Consider the following 16,394-nt stretch of genomic DNA (forward strand, 5'->3'; position numbering starts at 1 on the left):
TCGCCGTGTCGACACGGCGACCACTCGACACCTGGGCCTCAGCGCTGGGCGAGGTAGGCCGCTCCGGTCTCCCGCAGCCGGTCGTGCACGCCGTCGGCGACGACGACGCCCTCGCGGCCCAGGTACGTCTTCGCCAGCTTGGCGACCATCGTGTAGTTCGTGTCCACCACGTTGCCCGTCGGCGCCAGGCCGGCCTGGCTGACCAGCTGGTAGGCGTCGAGGGTGTCCCAGCCGGTGAGCTCCGCCGCCCAGGTGACCAGGTCGTGCTGGCTCACCCGGTAGGCGTCCTCCAGCGGGCGGGCCGAGCCGGTGGACATGAGGAACTCGTCGGTCTCCAGCCGCGGCCACGGGGTGCCCGCACCCTTGATCAGGTCGACGACGACGACGGTGCGCATGGCCGCCTCGACCGCCGTGCCGCACACCTCGCCCTCGCCCTGCCGGCAGTGCCCGTCTCCGATGGACAGCTGCGCGCCGGGCACGTTGACCCCGAAGTACGCCGTCGCGCCCGCGCGCAGCTCGGGGGTGTCCATGTTCCCGCCGTGCGCACCCGGCGTGATGGTGGCGAAGACCTCGCCGCCGGCCGGCGCCACGCCGACCGTGCCGTGCATCGGATCCAGCGGGAGCTCGACCTCCGGGCCGCCGCGGCGCGGCCGGAAGAGGCAGGTGCCCCGCTCCCGGTCAACCTCGTAGACCCACACGACCTCCTCGAGCGGCTCGTGCAGCATCGCCGTGCTGTGGGTGGTGGTGAGCGCCCCGAAGTGCGGGAACGTGGTGGAGACCGCCCAGTCGCGCGCCGGCGCGATCTCCACGAAGTGCACCGCGACCGTGTCGCCGGGCTCGGCGCCCTCGACGTGGATCGGGCCGGTGACCGGGTTCAGCTGCGAGAAGTCGCAGACCTGGCTGGGCAGGTCGCCGGTGCTGGTCACCCGGCCGCCGAAGCAGTCCTCGGTGGTCAGCTCGACGACGGTGCCCGGCCGCACCCGCAGCAGCGGCTCCGGCGCTCCGCCGAACACGTAGCGGTACTGCTCGCGGCTCGGGTGGAGCGGGACGACCTCGAGGGTCACAGGTTCTCCTCCGTCTTGAGTTCGGGCTTGCGCCCCGTGGCCAGCAGGAAGACCAGCAGCGCGATGCCGATGGCGAACCACACGAAGCCGAGCTCCTGCGCGGCGACCTGCGCGTTGTAGACGACGTAGGCCAGGATCGCGAACCCGACGACCGGCACGACCAGGTGCAGCCACCAGTTCCGGCTGCCCAGGCGGCCGACGTAGTGGACGACCACCGACACGTGCAGCAGCAGGAAGGCCGACAGGGCACCGAAGTTGACCAGCGTCGACAGCAGCGTGATGCCGTCGTCGCGGGTGCTCATGTAGACGCCCAGGGCCAGCGAGATGGCGGCGACCAGGAACGTCGCGTTCACCGGCACGCGGCGGACCGGGTGCACCGCGGCGAGGAAGCTCGGCAGCTGGCGGTCGCGGGCCATCGCGAAGAGCAGGCGCGAGGTGGCGGCCTGGGCGACCAGCGAGTTCGCGAACCCCCAGGCGATGGCGGTGGCCACGGCGGTCAGCGTGGCCAGCCACTCGCCCCCGGCGACCCCCGCGGCGTCGTAGAAGGCGGTGCCGGCGGCGTCGCCCTCGGCGATCAGCGCGTCCGGGTCGGGCACGAGCAGCGCGGCGACCCAGGTCTGGACGACGAACAACGTGCCGGCGAGCACCAGCGCGCCGATCATCGCCTTGCCCAGCGAGCGCGCCGAATCCCGGTTCTCCTCGGCGAGCGTGGAGATGGCGTCGAAGCCCAGGAAGCTCAGCACGGCGATGGAGACCGCGCCGAACACCAGTTCCAGGGAGAACGTGTCGGCGTTGTAGATCGGGGTGAGGTCCCAGCCGCCCCCCTCGCCACCGGCCAGCGCGATCACCCCGACGACCAGGAAGATCGCCAGCACGACCAGCTCGGCGACCAGCACGACCTTGTTCACCCGGGCGGTGAACTCGATGCCGAAGTAGTTGACGACCGTGTTCAGCAGGACGAAGGCGACGACCCAGATCCAGACCGGCACGCCCGGCACGATCGAGTTCATGGCGAACCCGGAGATCAGGTACAGCAGACCGGGGATGAGCAGGTAGTCCAGCAGGACCATCCACCCGGCGATGAAGCCCACCGGCCGGGCGATGCCGCGGCCGGCGTAGGTGTAGACCGACCCGGCCATCGGGAACGCCCGCGACATCTGGGAGTAGGACGCGGCGGTGAAAGCCATGGCCAGCCCACCGACGACGTAGGCCAGCGCGACCATGCCGCCGGAGGCCTGGAAGACGCCGCCGAAGATGCCGAACGGCGCGATCGGGACCATGAAGACCAGGCCGTAGACCAACAGGTCGCTGAAGCTCAGCGAACGCTTGAGCTCCTGCTGGTAGCCGAAGGACTCCACGCCTCGCTCGCTCGCGGCGGGGGTCACGCCGCCGAGGGCGGGACCGGGGGTGGTGCGGGGTTCGCTCATGGGCGGTCTGCTCCGTCTCGTCTCCCGGTGTGCTGCCGGGGCGCGAGCAGAGTAGGACGGTTTTCTTCCAGGTGGAAGTAAGCCGTCTCACGCGGTGAGAACGCCCGGGATCTCGCGCAGGAGAAGGCCGTCCGCGCGGGCCAGCCGGGCGGCCGGGGCTCGTCGCCCCCAGCGGGCGCCCCGGGGAGGGGAGACGGCCAGGCGGACCCCGTCGTAGAGACCGCGGGCATACGCGCAGACCACCGGTGACGAGGGACCGGAGCGGCGGGCGGCGCGCTCCTGGAGGGCCAGCTGGCTCCCGTCCGGTCCGTCGTCGGCCGCCGCGAAGGAGGGCATGCACGCGTACAGCTCGCCGGTCGCGTCGCCGCCGACGGCGTAGAGGCCGTTCTCCTCCAGGGCGCCCGACAGGCGGACCACCCGGCGGTCGAGCCCGGCTCGGGTGAACTCGCGGTTGAAGGTGACCAGGTCGCGGCCCACCATGCTCAGCAGCACCCCGTCGGCTCGGGTGCGCCGCACCAGGTCCAGCAGCGGCCCGGTGTCACCGGGTCCGAAGGGGACGAGCGCCTCGCCCACCACCTCGGCGCCGGCGTCGGCCAGCACCCGGCGGGCGGCGCGGTGCACCGCCCGCGGCCAGACGTAGTCGGTGCCCAGCAGCACCCAGCGGCGGGCGCGGCGGGCGTGCACCAACCAGCGGAGCGCGGCGGCGTGCTGCTCCAACGGCGAGGCGCCGGTGCGGACCACCCCCGCACGACGGCGCCCGCCCTCGTGCGGCGGCGTGAAGACGTACCGGGCGCCCGGGGGCAGCGTGGCCTCGAGCTCACGGTGCACGTCGCTGGTGTGGAACCCGACCAGGACGTCGAAGACGCCGGCCTGAAAGAGCGAGGCCACCTCCGCCGCGACGACCGCCGGTGCCCGGCCGGAGTCCACGGCCACCAGCTGCACCTCGCGGCCGTCCATACCGCCCGCGGCGTTGGCCTCCTCGGCGGCGAGGCCGGCCAGGTTCAGCGCGGACGGCGCGGTGAGCGCCAGTGGGCCGGACAGCGGCACGGCCAGCCCGACCCGGTGCACGTCGGGCCGTGGGCCCGCGAGCAGGGCGTCCCACGGGTCCAGCGGACGAGGGGAACCGGGCACGGGGACAAGTATGGTTCCCGCATGTTTCCGGGCGGCGTCGGAGCCGGGGCGCGCGACGAGCGCGTCGCCGACGATCTCGTCGAGCTGCTCACCGTCACCCAGCGCCGGGTCGCCTCGGGCGTGACCGGTGCCCTGGCCCAGGACGGCGGGACGCTCGACGGCTACCGGCTGCTGCGTGCGCTCGCCGGCGGCGGGCGCACGATGAGCCAGCTGGTCACCGCTCTGCACCTGCCGGCGCCGACGCTGACCCGCCTGGTGGACGCGGCCGTCGACCAGGCGCTGGCCTACCGGCTGCCGCACCCCGACGACGGTCGCAAGGTCGTCGTCCACCTGTCCGATCCCGGCCGCGACCGGCTGCGACGGTGGGAGGGGCTGGTCCGCGCGCACGAGTCGGCGCTGGCCGCCTCGCTCGGTGCGGACCGGGTCCGGGCGCTGGCCCGTGCGCTGTCCGAGCTGGCCGCCGGCGACTGATCGCCCGGGCGGGGGACGCCGTGCGCCGCGGTGTCCGGGCGGGCGCGGTCGGCGTGCGAGGGTGGCCGTGGGCGCGTACCTGACGGAGGAGTGACTGGCATGACCTGGCCCCGGCCGGTCCCCGTGATCGGCGACCGCACCCACGCCGCCCAGCGCGCGGCCGATCCGTCCGGCTGGGCGTTCGACCCCGGCAGCGTGGCGGCGCTGCACGCGGTCGTGGACGCCCGGCGCGACATCCGCCGCTACCGCCCCGACCCGGTACCGGCGGAGCTGCTGCGCGCGGTCCTCGGCGCCGGGCACCGCGCCCCCTCGGTGGGGCACTCCCAGCCGTGGCGGTTCGTCGTCGTCACCGAGCAGGCGACCCGGGACCGCGCCGCGGCACTGGCCGACCGGGAGCGGCTGCGGCAGGCCGCGCTGCTCACCCCCGACCGCCGCGCCAGACTGCTCGACCTCCAGCTGGAGGGCATCCGCGAGGCGCCGGTGGGCATCGTCGTCGCCTGCGACCGGCGGGCGCACGCCACCGGCGTGCTCGGCCGGGCGACCTTCCCCGACGCCGACCTGTGGAGCTGCGCCTGCGCCATCCAGAACATCTGGCTGGCCGCCCGCGCCTCCGGGCTGGGCCTGGGCTGGGTGACCCTCTTCCAGCCGGCCGACCTCGCCGAGCTGCTGCACCTCCCCGAGGGGGTGGAGACCCTCGGCTGGCTGTGCCTGGGCTGGCCGGACGAGCGGCCCCCCGAGCCGGGGCTGGTGCGGCACGGCTGGTCCACTCGGCTGTCCCTGGACGACGTCGTCCTGGCCGAGCGCTGGCCGGCCGACGGCAGCCCCGAGACCCCGGTCTCGCACCTGGCCGGGCCGGAGCCGGACGCCGTGGTGGCCGCCCGCGACACCGGCGACGACCTGCTCGCGGTGCCCGGGTCGCTCGGGGTCCTCGACCGCGCGGTCGACCGGGTGCTCGCCCTGCCCGGTGCCGAGCCGGCCACCGGGACGCTGGTCGTCGTCGCCGGTGACCACCCCGTCGCCACCGCGCACGCCGTCTCGGCGTACCCGGTATCGGTGACCGCCGACGTGCTCGCCGCCACGGGTACCGGGGAGTCGCTCGGTGCGGCCACCGCGGCCCAGGCCGGGCTGGCGGTGCGGGCCCACGCCGCCGTGTCGCCGGACCCGCAGGGTGATCTGGTCACCGCCGATGCGCTCACCTCCGCAGCCGTCGACGCGCTGGTCGCCGAGGGCCGCGAGCTGGGCCGGGAGCTGGCCGGGCACGGCCTCTTGTGCCTGGGTGAGGTGGGCATCGGCAACACCACGGTCGCCGCGGCGCTGGCCTGCGCGCTGCTGGGGCTCGACCCGGACGACGCCGTCGGGCTGGGCGCCGGGGCCGACGCGGGGATGCTGGCCCGCAAGCGCGCCGTCGTCACCGCGGCCCTGGCGCGGGCCCGGGCAGAGCACGGCTCGGCGCTCGCCGAGCCGCGGACTGCGCTGGCCGCCCTCGGGGGCCCCGAGTTCGCGGTGCTCGCCGGCGTCACGCTCGGCGCGGCCGCCGCGGGCGTTCCCGTGGTGCTCGACGGGCTGGTCACCTCGGTCTCCGCCGTCGTCGCCGTGCGGCTGGAGCCCGCAGCCCGGACCGCGCTGGTCGCCGGCCAGCGCAGCCGCGAGCGGGCGCACGCCGCGGTGCTCACCGAGCTCGGCCTGGAGCCGTTGCTGGACCTCCGGCTGCGCTCGGGCGAGGGCGTCGGCGCGGTGCTGGGCGCGCAGCTGCTGCTCACCGCGCTGCGCGCCCGGCGCACCGCGGGGCGGGTCTCGTGATCGGTCGCCCACCCCGCCGGACGCTGGTGCTCGGCGGCGCCCGCTCGGGCAAGTCGCGGTACGCCGAGCAGCTGCTGGCCCGCCCGCGGCGCGTCGACTACGTGGCCTGCGGGCTGCCCGCCGACGGCGGGGACCGGGAGTGGGCCGACCGGGTGGCGCTGCACCGGGACCGGCGGCCCGGCTCGTGGCGCACGGTGGAGACCGTCGACCTGGTCGCCGTGCTGGGGGAGAGCGGCCCACCGGTGCTGGTCGACTGCCTGTCCACCTGGCTGGCCCGGGTGATGGACGACTGCGGGGTGTGGGACGGCGGCCCCGGCGCCGACGCGCGGCTGGCCGCGGCCGTCGACGACGTCGTGGCGGCCTGGGCCGGCACCCGCCGGCGGGCGGTCGCGGTGAGCAACGAGGTCGGCTCCGGCGTGGTGCCGGCCACCGCCTCGGGCCGCCGGTTCCGCGACGAGCTGGGCATCCTCAACGCCCGCGTCGCCGCCGCCTCGCAGCGGGTGTGGCTGCTCACCGCCGGGCTGCCCCAGCGGCTGCGATGACCGCTCCGGAACGCACCGCGGGCGCCGGCGGGCTGCTCGCCGCGCTCGGCCTGTTCAGCGTGCTGCCGGTGCCGCAGCGGGCCCGCGTCCCCGGGCCGGGCGTGCTGCGCTGGCTACCGGTGGTCGGGCTGGTGCTGGGGGTGCTCGCCTGCCTCCCGGCGCTCGCCGTGTGGCGAGGCGCGGGGGAGGGGGCGCCGCTGCTCGCCGCGGCCCTGGTGGTGAGCGCGCTGGCCCTGCTCACCCGGGGCCTGCACCTGGACGCCACCGCCGACCTGGCCGACGGGCTGGGCAGCGGGCGCCCGGCGGAGCAGGCGCTGGCGATCATGCGCCGTCCGGAGGTGGGCGCCTTCGCGGTGGCCGCGCTCGGCTGCACCCTGCTGGTGCAGGTGACGGCGCTGGCCGCGGTCCTCGCGGATGCCCCGGTTCCCGCCGGCCTGCTGGCCGTCGTCCTGGCGACGGTCACGGGCCGGACCGCGGTGCTGCACGCAGCCGCCCGGCCGGCCGCCGCCGGCTCGTCGCTCGGCGTCCTGGTCGCCGGATCGGGCTCCGGGGTGCTGCGCTGGTCGGTCACGGCGGTGCTGCTGACCGCGGCGGTGGGGGCCCGGCTGGCCGTCGGCGGCTCGGCCGCGCAGGCGCTGTGGACCGCCGCCGCCGTCGTCGTCGCGCTGCTGGTCGCCGCGCTGCTCGCCCGGCACGCCGCCCGGCGCCTGGGCGGGGTCAACGGCGACGTATTCGGCGCCCTGGTCGAGGCCGCCACCACGGTCACGCTCGTCGTGCTGGCCGCCGGCCAGGCGTGGAGCTGACTCCCCGATGCCCGAGCTGATCGCGCCGACCATCCGTCTGGCGGCCGGGTGGCGCGAGGCGCACGCCGAGTGGGGCCCGGGGGTGCACGAGGACGGCTTCGGCCTGCTGCCCGGCGACGACGTGGACTCGGACGCCGGCTTCGCCGCGTGGGTGCGCCGGCTCGTGGCCGAGTCCGACCCGGCTGCAACCCTCGGGCCGGGACGGGTCGGCTGCACGTACCGGTGGATCGTGGCGGGCCAGCGGGTGCTCGGCGGTGTGGCGCTGCGTCACCGGCTCGACGCGGTGCTGCTGCACGCCGGCGGGCACGTCGGCTACGGCATCCGGCCCTCCGCGCGCGGGCAGGGGCTGGCGACGTGGGCGCTGGGCCGCATGCTCGAGCACGCGCGGACGCTCGGCCTCGACCGGGTGCTGCTGGTCTGCGGCGAGGACAACACCGCATCGGCGCGCACGATCGAGCGGTCCGGCGGGGTGCTGGAGGACGTCCGTCCCACCCCGGCGGGGCTCGCGCGCCGCTACTGGATCGACCTCGCCTGAGCGGGCGAGGCGCTCACTCCCCGGGGAAGAGCGAGCGGACACCGATCCGGGTGGGCCGCATGAAGGGGCGCCACCCGTCGCGCGGCTGGGCCAGCCGGTCGGCGACGATCCAGAGCACGGCCGGGTCCACGCCCATGCCCAGGTGGCTGGCGTGCACGGCCACGTTCTCGCTGCGGGGCCCCTCCTCCTGGAGGCAGGTGCGCCAGTCGACCACGCCGTCCCAGCGGGAGTAGACCGAGGTGCTCGGCACCGGGAGCGCCCGGGCCGGCCGGACGTCCTCCACCGCGCGCAGCCGGCGGTACTCCCGGACCATGCCGTCGCGGTTCACGGCGCGACGCGGCCGCGTCGGGACGCCGGCGAACGGGGAGCCGAGGGAGATCACCTGCCGGACCAGCCGGGGGCTGCGCTCGGCCAGCCGCCGGGCGAAGACGCCGCCCAGGCTCTGGCCGACGATGCTCACCGGCCCACCGTGCTCGTCGGCGAGCCGCTGCACCAGCGCGCGGATGCCGTCGACGACCTCGGGGCGGGGGCCGTGGTTGCGGCCGAGGTCCCAGCCCACGGTCGGGTAGCCCAGGCGCCCGAGCCAGGTGCGCAGCGTGCGGGTGGAGACGTCGGAGGCCAGCCAGCCGGGCAGCACGACGACCGGGTGCGGCTCGCCGCGCGGCGCGAGGCGCAGCAGGGGCAGCCCGGCGGCCAGCGCACCGGCGCTGACCAGGGCGCGGGCCGGTTCGGTGAGGGCGAGCAGGGTGTCGGTGCGCTCGCCGCGGGCCGGCTGGGATCGAGGACTCACCTGGCGTGGATGCCCGGGGAACCGGTGGATCAGTCGCCCGGGGGCAGCACGCGGGGGACGAACACCTCGTCGATGGGCCTGGGACCGACGTACTGGCGGCAGGTGCAGGGCACCCAGCTGTGCCCCGACCAGCGGCCGCGCTTGTCGTAGGTGTCCCGGCGCAGCTCGGCGTAGCAGGTGTTGGTCCCGGTGTCGTGCTGGCTCAGCGTGTGCCCGCAGCCGCACAGCGGCGTCACCGGTGGGGGAGGAGTCGTCCGCCGTCCCCGGCCCAGCCGCCCGGCGACGAAGCCGGCGCCGAGCAGCGCCGCGCCCACCAGCAGGCTGACCGGATCCATGGTGCGTGCTCCTCCCGCGTGGACCCCGACGGTAGCGCGCGGACGGCGTCACCCGGAGGGGTCCGCCCCGCTGCCCGGCGACAGCGGAGCGTGGCCGGGCAACCGGTCGCCGACGGCCGGTTGTCGCCCGAACAGGGGTTCGCCCGAACAGGGGGATTGAGCGCCGAGCGGCCGGGGAATCGTTCATCTCGTGGACACGTACGCCGTAGGGTTCGCCCGCCCGGACCGCTGGTCGGGTGGGCCGCAGACGGAGCAGACCTACCCCTGGCACGCCGTGGAGGCCCACCGACCGCCGGCCGAGCTCGACGGCGAGGTGGAGCTGGCCGTGTGCGGTGCCATCGTCCAGGTGTGGGGCACGCAGAAGTGGGCGCGGGTGGGCATCGGCCGCACCGGCTGCCCCGAGTGCGCCCGCATCACCGCCGTGGACAACCGGTTGACCGCCGCCCGCTGAGCGGGCGCGGCGAGAGCCCCGGATCCCCCTGAGGGACCCGGGGCTCGTGCGTCCCCCGGGGCGCCACGGCGCCCCGGCAGGTCAGCGCTTCTCCGGCTTCCGCCCGCTGATCGCCGACATCCCGGTGATCGCCCGGCCGACGATCAGCGCCTGCACCGAGTCGGTGCCCTCGAAGGTGAAGATCGCCTCCATGTCGGCGTGGTGACGGGCGATGTGGTGGTCGAGCAGGATGCCGTCACCGCCGAGGATGTCGCGGGCGTCGGCCACGATCGCCCGCGCCTTCGCCGCGTGGTTCATCTTCGCCAGCGAGGCCATGGCCGCCGTCATCCGGCCGGAGTCGGCGAGCTTCGACAGCCGCCAGCACATCAGCTGCATCGAGGTGATCTCGGCCAGCATCCGGGCCAGCTTGTCCTGCACCAGCTGGAATCCGGCGATGGGCTGGCCGAACTGCTCGCGCTGCAGGGCGTGGGCCAGCGCCAGCTCGTAGGACGCCGTCGCCAGGCCCAGGGCCCGCCACGCCACCGTGTACCGGGTGCGGTCGAGCATCGAGGAGACGTCCTTGAACGAGTGGCAGTTGGCCAGCTTGTTCTCCGCAGGCACCCGCACGTCGGTCAGCGTGATCTCGGCCTGCCACACCGCGCGCAGCGCCGTCTTGCCGGTCATGACCGTCGCCTCGTACCCGGGTGAGCCCTTCTCGACGACGTACCCGCCGACCTTCCCGTCCTCGCCGCGCGCCCAGATGATCACGTAGTCGGCGATCGACCCGTTGCCGATCCACTTCTTCTGCCCGTTGAGGACGAAGCCGTCGCCGTCGCGGCGGGCCGAGGTCTCCAGGCCGACGGCGTCCGAGCCGTGCTTGGGCTCGGTGAGGCCGAAGGCCCCGATCTTCTCCAGACGCGCCATCTCGGGCAGCCAGCGCTCGCGCTGCTCGTCGTCGCCGAGGACGGCGATCGACTGCATCGCCAGGAAGCTGTGCACGCCGTTGAAGGTGCCGATGCTGCCGTCGGCGCGGGCCAGCTCGGCGGCGACGAGCCCGGCGGCGACGTTGCTCATGCCGGGGCAGCCGTGGCCCTCGATGGTGCCGCCGACGATGCCCAGCCCGGCGAGCTTGTGCGCCATCTCGAAGGGGAAGTCCGCGCGTTCCCAGTAGTCGTTGATGTGCGGGGTGACCTCGGCGTCGCAGAAGGCGCGGACGCGGTCGCGGATCTCGATCTCGGCGGGCTCGAGGAGGTCCTCGATGGCGTAGAAGTCTGGCGTGTCGACGGTCACGACCCGAACGTACGACGGACAGGAGCATGCTGCCCGTCGTGCACGTCGTGATCGCACCCGACTCGTTCAAGGGCAGCCTGACCGCCGAGGCCGCGGCCCGCGCCATCGCCGACGGCGTCGCCCGGGTGCGCCCCGACACCGAGGTGGTCCTCCGCCCGGTGGCCGACGGCGGGGAGGGCACGGTGGCCGCCGCCCTGTGGGCCGGCTTCCGGCCGCAGCCCGTTCCCGTGACGGGACCGGACGGGCGGCCGCGGGAGGCGCTGCTCGCGCTGCGGCCCGGCGTCGCCGTGCTCGAGCTCGCCACGGCGGCCGGCATCGGGCTCGCCCCACCGGCGCCGCTGACCGCCACCACCCGGGGCGTCGGCGAGCTGGTCGCTGCCGCGCTCGACCACGGGGCCCGGCGGATCGTGCTCGGCATCGGTGGCAGCGCGACCACCGACGGCGGAGCCGGGATGCTGCAGGCGCTCGGGGTCCGGCTGCTCGACGCCGACGGGCGGGACGTCCCCGCCGGTGGCGGGGGGCTGCTCTCCCTGGCCCGCGCCGACGCGACCGGGCTGGACCCGCGGCTGGCCGGGGTGGAGCTGGTCGTCGCCTCCGACGTCGACAACCCGCTGACCGGGCCCGCCGGGGCGGCGCACGTCTTCGGCCCGCAGAAGGGCGCCTCGCCGGACGAGGTCCGCACGCTGGACGCGGCGCTGACCCGTTACGCGGCCGTCCTCGCCCGGGACCTGGGCGTCGCGGTGGCCGCCGTGCCGGGTTCCGGTGGGGCGGGCGGCACGGCCGCCGGCGCCCTGGCGGTCGGCGGCCGGGTCGTCTCGGGAGCCGGGCTGGTCTGCAACCTGATGGGCGTCTCCGACGTGCTCCGCGGGGCCCGGCTGGCCGTCACCGGGGAGGGGGCGCTGGACGAGCAGACCCTGCGCGGCAAGGCCCCGGCCGAGGTGGCGGCCCGTGCGGGGGCGGCCGGCGTGCCCTGCCTGGCGCTGGCCGGGGCGGTGCGGCTGCCGGTGGCGCGGCTGCGCGCCGCGGGGTTCGTGGCCGCGCACGGGCTCACGGAGGTCGAGCCCGACGTCGACCGCTGTCGGGCCGAGGCGGCGCGGCTGCTGCCGGAGCTGGCCGCGCGGGTGGTCGGTGCGCTCCTGCCCCCGGCCGCGGCGCGGTAGCTTGCGTCGTCCCGGCCCCTGCCCCTGGAGCTCCGTTGCCCTTCCTCCTCCAGCGCTTCTCCCGGTTCGTCCGGCTGCGCCTGACCGGCTGGCGGCTACCGCTGGCCGTCGCGGTGCTCGTCTTCCTCTCCAGCTGGCTGGCGATGGCGCTGGTCGAGCCCGTGGGCAGTGACATCACCGCGCCGGGCACCTACTGGTGGTACTTCCTCGTCACCGCCGCGACCGTGGGCTACGGCGACGTCTTCCCCAGCTCCGTCGTCGGCCGGGTCATCGGCGCCTACGTGATCGTGGGCGGCATCGTCACCCTGACCCTGTTGTTCACCCGGCTGTCCGAGGCCCTGCAGTCGCTGCGGGGCCGCCGTCTGAGAGGTGTGGTTCCCCTGGACCTGTCCGACCACGTGGTGCTGCTGGGCTACTGGCCCGGGCGCACCGAGCGGATCGTCGCCGAGCTGACCGCCGAGGGGCGGACCCAGGTCGCGCTGTGCGCCTGGGAGGACGTCATGGAGAACCCCATGCCCGACCAGCCGGCGGTGCACTTCGTCCGCGGCGACCTCACCCACGAGGACGTCATGCAGCGGGCGTGCGTCCCGCAGGCCCGGACGGTGGTCGTCGACGTGCGGGACGACAACGAGACGCTCGCCGTCGTGGTCGCCGTCGAGCACGCCCACCCCGGGGTCCACCTCGTCGCGGCGCTGCGCGACCTCGAGCGGCGGGACACGCTGCGCTACGTCAGCGCCGGCGTGCAGGGCGTCCAGTGGCACATGCCGTCCCTGCTCACCGAGGAGGCCAACGACCCCGGCATCACCCAGGTCTACAGCGAGCTGATGACCCACGGCGGGCGCAACACCTACTCGCTGACCGTGCCGCAGGGCTTCCCGCACGCCACCTTCGGCGAGTGCCAGAGCCACTTCGGGACGGCGTTCGGCGCCACCGTGCTGGCCGTGCGCAGCCCCGACGGGCTCGCGGTCAGCCCGCCCTGGGACACCGGCCTGGCGGTGGGGACGACGCTGTACTACGTCGCGGCGCAGCGCATCCCCGCCCGGCAGCTGTCCGCCGGGCACCGCTCCTAGGAGGGGTGCCCCTCGACGTCGGCCTCGTCCCCCTGCGGCGCCTCGCGGGGCGCGCTCTGCGCTTCCAGGGAGGCCGCCATCTCGGGCGTCTCCTGCTCCACGGCGATGTCGCGGGGCTGCGGCGTCTCGGACTCCGGCGTCGTCATGCCCCCAGCCTGCCGCAGCGCGGCGTCCCCCGCTCGGTCGTCACCCGCCGTCCGCGGGCAGCCACCCCGGCTGGTAGCGGACCGCCCCGGAGACGGCCGGGACGTCCAGCACCACGGTGCCGGTGAGCTCCTGGGACGGCGCGAGCGGACCGCCCGGGAGCGGCGTCGCCCCGGTGTCGCAGACCGCCGCCGGGCTGCTGCCGGTCGCCACGGTGCCGTCGTCCCCGACCAGGCGGAAGTCGCCGGCCCCGATGCTGCGCTCGCCCCCCAGGAGGGAGAGGTCGGCGCCGGTGGACACCGTGACCCGGACCGCGGCGAGCGCGCCGTTGCCGGCGGTGACCGCCGGGTCGGCGCAGGAGGCGCCCGCCAGCACGTCCACGACGGTGACGGAGAGGACCAGGTCGCCCGTTCCGGGAGCGCGCACCTCCAGCGCTGCCCCGGGCACCAGCACCAGGGCCGGCTCGGTGGGCGTCGGCTCAGTGGGCGTCGGCTCGGTGGGGGACGGCTCCGTGGGCGTCGGCTCCGTGGGCGTCGGCTCCGTGGGCGTCGGCTCCGTGGGCGTCGGCTCGGTGGGGGACGGCTCGGTGGGGGACGGCTCGGTGGGGGACGGCTCGGTGGGCGTCGGCTCGGTGGGCGTCGGCTCGGTGGGGGGCGACGGCGCGGCGGTCGGCGCTGCCGGCGTGGTCGGGGACGCCGGCGTGGTCGGGGACGCCGGGGTGCTCGGCGATGCTGGGGCGGCCGGCGATGCCGGAGCGGTCGGCTGCTGGGACGCCGACGGCGGTGAGGTGGTGGCCGGCGCTGCCGGCGGAGTCGGCTGCCGGGACGCCGACGGCGGTGACGGCGGTGACGTCCGGTCGGGCGAGGACGTGGGCACGAGGGCGGCGGGCACCCGGTCGGCGAGGATCTCGTCGAGGGGCTCGTCCCGCTCGTCGTCGGTCCGTACCGGCGACGTCGAGGCGGGGGCCACGGGGCGGGCCGCGTCCTGCGGGTCCGGCTGCACGAGGCTGGGGACGGCGGCAGCGGGGGCGCCGGGGAGGAACCAGTCGTCGGCGCCGGGCGGGAGGACCCCGATGGTCGGGATCACCAGCGGGCCCACGCCGCTGCCCTCGGGCAGGGTCCAGACCACCGAGTCCCCCCGGTCGTCCGCCGCCACCTGCAGGCCACCGGGCCCGGCGGCGGGCGCGTCGAGCCCGCTCAGCGTCATCAGGGCCGCGGACCCGAGCCCGCCGGTCAGGAACGCCAGGGCGCGCACCCGGCGACGGGCCACCAGCTCGGCGCGGTAGCGGGCCTGCGGCGACGGCACCGACGCCGGCGTCGGCCGCCTCGGTGCGAAGCGCCGGCGCGCCGGACGGGCCACCGGCCGGACGGCGGAGGGATCGCGCGGAAAAGGGGTCGGACGCGGCACGGCGCCCGCTCCGCCGCTGGGGGCCGGAGCGTCCGGCCCGGGAGCCGGAGCAGCCCCGCCGGCGGGCGCGGACGGAGTGGTCATCGTCATCACCGCCAGGGTCGACGAGCCGCGGGAACGGCGGGGCAGCAGCAGCTGAACGGTATCCGGCCGGACGGCGATCCGAGGGTGGTCCGGCGGCGCCATCGCGGCTTCTCCCCACTCTTGGCTCGCCTCGTCCACCCACTCTTGGGGGGCGTCGTCGCACCTGCGTCGGGCCCACCTGGGCGGAGCCCGTCGAGGCCGCGGTGCAGCTGGTCGTCGGCGTGGACCGCGAGCTCGCGACCCACGCCGACGTCCTACTGGTCGCGCAGCTCCCGGCGGAGGATCTTGCCGGTGACCGTCTTGGGCAGTTCGTCGACGACGACCACGCTGCGCGGGTACTTGTAGGCGGCCATGCGCTCCTTGCAGTGCGCGATCAGCTCCTCCTCGGTGACCGTCGCGCCGGGGCGGAGGCTGACGAACGCCTTGACCGTCTCGCCGCGCTTCTCGTCGGGCACGCCGACGACGGCGGACTCCCGGACGGCTGGGTGCTCGGCCAGCACGTCCTCGACCTCGCGCGGCCAGACCTTGTAGCCCGACGCGTTGATCATGTCCTTCTTGCGGTCGACGATGAACACCCAGCCGTCGGGGTTCATGAACCCCACGTCGCCGCTCTTGAGCGCACCGCCGGGCAGGTTCGCCGCCGTCTCCTCGGGCTTGCCCCAGTAGCCGGCGACGACCTGCGGCCCCTCGGCGACGATCTCGCCGATCTCGCCGAGCGGGAGGTCGCGGCCGTCGTCGTCCTGGATCCGGACGATCGTGTTCGGCGCCGGGACCCCGACCGAGAGCGCCCCGGAGGTCGGGTCGACCGGTGACGCCGAGCCGAACGGCGTCACCGTCATCGGTGACGTCGTCTCGGTCAGCCCGTAGGCGTTGTGCACCTGCTTGCCGGTGGCGGCCAGGAAGCCCTGCTCGGCCGTGGGGGAGATCGCCGCGCCGCCGGAGTAGATGGACGTGAACGACGTGAAGTGGTCCCGGCTGAAGCCCGGCGCGTTGAGCAGCGCGCTGAACGCGGTGATGGCGCCGATGGTGAATGCCGGGCGGTGCTCGGCGAACGCGTCGAGCACCACCTGCGGCTCGAACCGGTAGGCCAGGACCAGCGGCGCCGGCGCCAGCAGGCTCACCGCGATGTGCCCGATCAGCCCGGTGATGTGGAACAGCGGGGCGACGCCGAAGATGGCGCCGCCGTCCTGCCCGGCGTGCACCCAGTCGCGGTAGACCTGCGCGGTGAACACCACGTTCCGGTGGGTGTTCATCGCCCCCTTGGGCACGCCGGTGGTGCCCGACGTGTAGGTCAGGAAGGCGACGTCGTCGGCTCGGAGGCCCACCGGTGGCGGGACCTCGCCGCGGTGGGCCGCGACGAGCTCCAGGAGGTCGGTCGTCCCCTCGTGCCGCTGCCGGGTGGTGCCGGCGAACAGCCGCTCGTCGTCGCGGGTCTGGAACTCCAGCTCGCTGGTGGTCAGCACCAGGCGCACGTCGGTGTCGGGGACCACCTCGCGGGCCACCTGGTCGTAGAGCGTCTCCAGGGACAGCAGCACCGCGGCCCCGGAGTCCCTGAGCAGGTAGGACAGCTCGCGCTGCCGGCTCATCGGGTTGATCGACACCATGGTGCCGCCGGCCTTCCAGGCGGCCACCATCGCGATGACGAACTGCGGCACGTTCTGCAGGTAGACCGCGAGCCGGTCGCCGGGGCCGAACCCGTGCGCGAGCAGCCCGGCGGCAAGCCCGTCGCTGAGCTCGTCGAGCTCCTGCCGGGTGATCGTGCCGTCGAAGTACCGCAGCGCCACGGCCCCGGGGGGGGGGGGGGGGGGGGGGGGGGGGGGGGGGGGGGGGGGGGGGGGGGGGGGGGGGGGGGGGGGGGGGGGGGGGGGGGGGGGGGGGGGGGGGGGGGGGGGGGGGGGGGGGGGGGGGGGG

Annotated in this window: 17 protein-coding genes; 8 read left to right on the forward strand and 9 right to left on the reverse strand. The window is 75.9% G+C overall.

Translation table 11 applies throughout. The annotated features are described in order from the left end of the window. Nucleotides 1-38: 38 nt before the first annotated feature. The 3 genes from ACI79T_RS20595 to ACI79T_RS20605 form a co-directional block, all read right to left on the reverse strand. Nucleotides 39-1,064: an acetamidase/formamidase family protein gene (locus ACI79T_RS20595; RefSeq protein ID WP_456611957.1), complete on the reverse strand. Its 1,026-nt coding sequence runs from the start codon at nt 1,062-1,064 to the stop codon at nt 39-41. Continuing rightward, nucleotides 1,061-2,491: an APC family permease gene (locus ACI79T_RS20600; RefSeq protein WP_456611958.1), complete on the reverse strand. Its 1,431-nt coding sequence runs from the start codon at nt 2,489-2,491 to the stop codon at nt 1,061-1,063. Before ACI79T_RS20600 ends, ACI79T_RS20595 begins: the two co-directional genes overlap by 4 nt. A gap of 87 nt (nt 2,492-2,578) precedes the next feature. After that, on the reverse strand, nt 2,579-3,622 hold the full coding sequence (locus tag ACI79T_RS20605; protein ID WP_456611959.1) for an ABC transporter substrate-binding protein: 1,044 nt from the start codon (nt 3,620-3,622) through the stop codon (nt 2,579-2,581). Nucleotides 3,623-3,643: 21 nt separating this feature from the next. On the opposite strand from ACI79T_RS20605, the gene ACI79T_RS20610 reads away from it, so the two are divergent. From ACI79T_RS20610 to ACI79T_RS20630, 5 genes are all read left to right on the forward strand, one after another. After that, on the forward strand, nt 3,644-4,093 hold the full coding sequence (locus tag ACI79T_RS20610; RefSeq protein WP_456611960.1) for a MarR family winged helix-turn-helix transcriptional regulator: 450 nt from the start codon (nt 3,644-3,646) through the stop codon (nt 4,091-4,093). Between the two features lie 99 nt (nt 4,094-4,192). Further along, entirely contained in the window at nt 4,193-5,893 is a 1,701-nt protein-coding gene (gene bluB / locus ACI79T_RS20615) for a 5,6-dimethylbenzimidazole synthase (protein ID WP_456611961.1), read from the forward strand. Beyond that, nucleotides 5,890-6,435, forward strand: a complete 546-nt coding sequence (locus ACI79T_RS20620) for a bifunctional adenosylcobinamide kinase/adenosylcobinamide-phosphate guanylyltransferase (protein WP_456611962.1) — start codon at nt 5,890-5,892, stop codon at nt 6,433-6,435. Before bluB ends, ACI79T_RS20620 begins: the two co-directional genes overlap by 4 nt. Continuing rightward, nucleotides 6,432-7,238, forward strand: a complete 807-nt coding sequence (locus ACI79T_RS20625) for an adenosylcobinamide-GDP ribazoletransferase (RefSeq protein WP_456611963.1) — start codon at nt 6,432-6,434, stop codon at nt 7,236-7,238. Before ACI79T_RS20620 ends, ACI79T_RS20625 begins: the two co-directional genes overlap by 4 nt. Nucleotides 7,239-7,245: 7 nt before the next feature. Beyond that, nucleotides 7,246-7,773: a GNAT family N-acetyltransferase gene (locus tag ACI79T_RS20630; RefSeq protein WP_456611964.1), complete on the forward strand. Its 528-nt coding sequence runs from the start codon at nt 7,246-7,248 to the stop codon at nt 7,771-7,773. A 13-nt stretch (nt 7,774-7,786) separates the two neighbouring features. Here the strand turns inward: ACI79T_RS20630 and ACI79T_RS20635 are convergent, their stop codons facing one another. Beyond that, a complete protein-coding gene (locus tag ACI79T_RS20635; RefSeq protein ID WP_456611965.1) occupies nt 7,787-8,563 on the reverse strand; it encodes an esterase/lipase family protein in 777 nt (258 codons plus the stop codon). Nucleotides 8,564-8,592: 29 nt separating this feature from the next. Next, nucleotides 8,593-8,898 (reverse strand): hypothetical protein, encoded by a 306-nt coding sequence (locus ACI79T_RS20640; protein WP_456611966.1) that lies wholly within the window; start codon nt 8,896-8,898, stop codon nt 8,593-8,595. A 190-nt stretch (nt 8,899-9,088) separates the two neighbouring features. Between ACI79T_RS20640 and ACI79T_RS20645 the strand changes: the two genes are divergently transcribed. Then, the gene (locus ACI79T_RS20645; protein ID WP_456611967.1) at nt 9,089-9,349 is read left to right on the forward strand and encodes a hypothetical protein; all 261 of its coding nucleotides are present in this window, start codon (nt 9,089-9,091) and stop codon (nt 9,347-9,349) included. A gap of 81 nt (nt 9,350-9,430) precedes the next feature. Here the strand turns inward: ACI79T_RS20645 and ACI79T_RS20650 are convergent, their stop codons facing one another. Then, nucleotides 9,431-10,618, reverse strand: coding sequence for an acyl-CoA dehydrogenase family protein (locus tag ACI79T_RS20650; protein ID WP_456611968.1), 1,188 nt, complete (start codon nt 10,616-10,618; stop codon nt 9,431-9,433). A gap of 26 nt (nt 10,619-10,644) precedes the next feature. Here ACI79T_RS20650 and ACI79T_RS20655 point away from each other — a divergent pair, with 26 nt between their 5' ends. Both ACI79T_RS20655 and ACI79T_RS20660 read left to right on the forward strand, forming a co-directional pair. Beyond that, on the forward strand, nt 10,645-11,778 hold the full coding sequence (locus ACI79T_RS20655) for a glycerate kinase (protein WP_456611969.1): 1,134 nt from the start codon (nt 10,645-10,647) through the stop codon (nt 11,776-11,778). A gap of 35 nt (nt 11,779-11,813) precedes the next feature. Beyond that, nucleotides 11,814-12,848, forward strand: coding sequence for an ion channel (locus tag ACI79T_RS20660; protein WP_456611970.1), 1,035 nt, complete (start codon nt 11,814-11,816; stop codon nt 12,846-12,848). Here ACI79T_RS20660 and ACI79T_RS20665 read toward each other — a convergent pair. From ACI79T_RS20665 to ACI79T_RS20675, 3 genes are all read right to left on the reverse strand, one after another. After that, nucleotides 12,845-12,994 carry a hypothetical protein gene (locus ACI79T_RS20665; RefSeq protein WP_456611971.1) on the reverse strand — a complete coding sequence of 50 codons (150 nt, stop codon included), beginning with the start codon at nt 12,992-12,994 and terminating at the stop codon, nt 12,845-12,847. The two genes, ACI79T_RS20660 and ACI79T_RS20665, sit on opposite strands and share 4 nt — an antisense overlap. A gap of 40 nt (nt 12,995-13,034) precedes the next feature. Continuing rightward, nucleotides 13,035-14,297, reverse strand: a complete 1,263-nt coding sequence (locus ACI79T_RS20670) for a hypothetical protein (protein ID WP_456611972.1) — start codon at nt 14,295-14,297, stop codon at nt 13,035-13,037. A 440-nt stretch (nt 14,298-14,737) separates the two neighbouring features. Continuing rightward, complete coding sequence (locus tag ACI79T_RS20675; protein WP_456611973.1) at nt 14,738-16,267, reverse strand: AMP-binding protein; 1,530 nt, start codon at nt 16,265-16,267, stop codon at nt 14,738-14,740. Nucleotides 16,268-16,394: the final 127 nt, after the last annotated feature.

It is taken from the genome of Blastococcus sp. SYSU DS0619, assembly GCF_054051035.1.

What these genes read in the sequence shown, in the direction of transcription:
- ACI79T_RS20600 (WP_456611958.1), bottom strand. Translation starts at nt 2,491, where the DNA reads ATGAGCGAACCCCGCACCACCCCCGGTCCCGCCCTCGGCGGCGTGACC.
- ACI79T_RS20625 (WP_456611963.1), top strand. Translation starts at nt 6,432, where the DNA reads ATGACCGCTCCGGAACGCACCGCGGGCGCCGGCGGGCTGCTCGCCGCG.
- ACI79T_RS20640 (WP_456611966.1), bottom strand. Translation starts at nt 8,898, where the DNA reads ATGGATCCGGTCAGCCTGCTGGTGGGCGCGGCGCTGCTCGGCGCCGGC.
- ACI79T_RS20610 (WP_456611960.1), top strand. Translation starts at nt 3,644, where the DNA reads ATGTTTCCGGGCGGCGTCGGAGCCGGGGCGCGCGACGAGCGCGTCGCC.
- ACI79T_RS20630 (WP_456611964.1), top strand. Translation starts at nt 7,246, where the DNA reads ATGCCCGAGCTGATCGCGCCGACCATCCGTCTGGCGGCCGGGTGGCGC.
- ACI79T_RS20655 (WP_456611969.1), top strand. Translation starts at nt 10,645, where the DNA reads ATGCTGCCCGTCGTGCACGTCGTGATCGCACCCGACTCGTTCAAGGGC.
- ACI79T_RS20665 (WP_456611971.1), bottom strand. Translation starts at nt 12,994, where the DNA reads ATGACGACGCCGGAGTCCGAGACGCCGCAGCCCCGCGACATCGCCGTG.
- bluB (WP_456611961.1), top strand. Translation starts at nt 4,193, where the DNA reads ATGACCTGGCCCCGGCCGGTCCCCGTGATCGGCGACCGCACCCACGCC.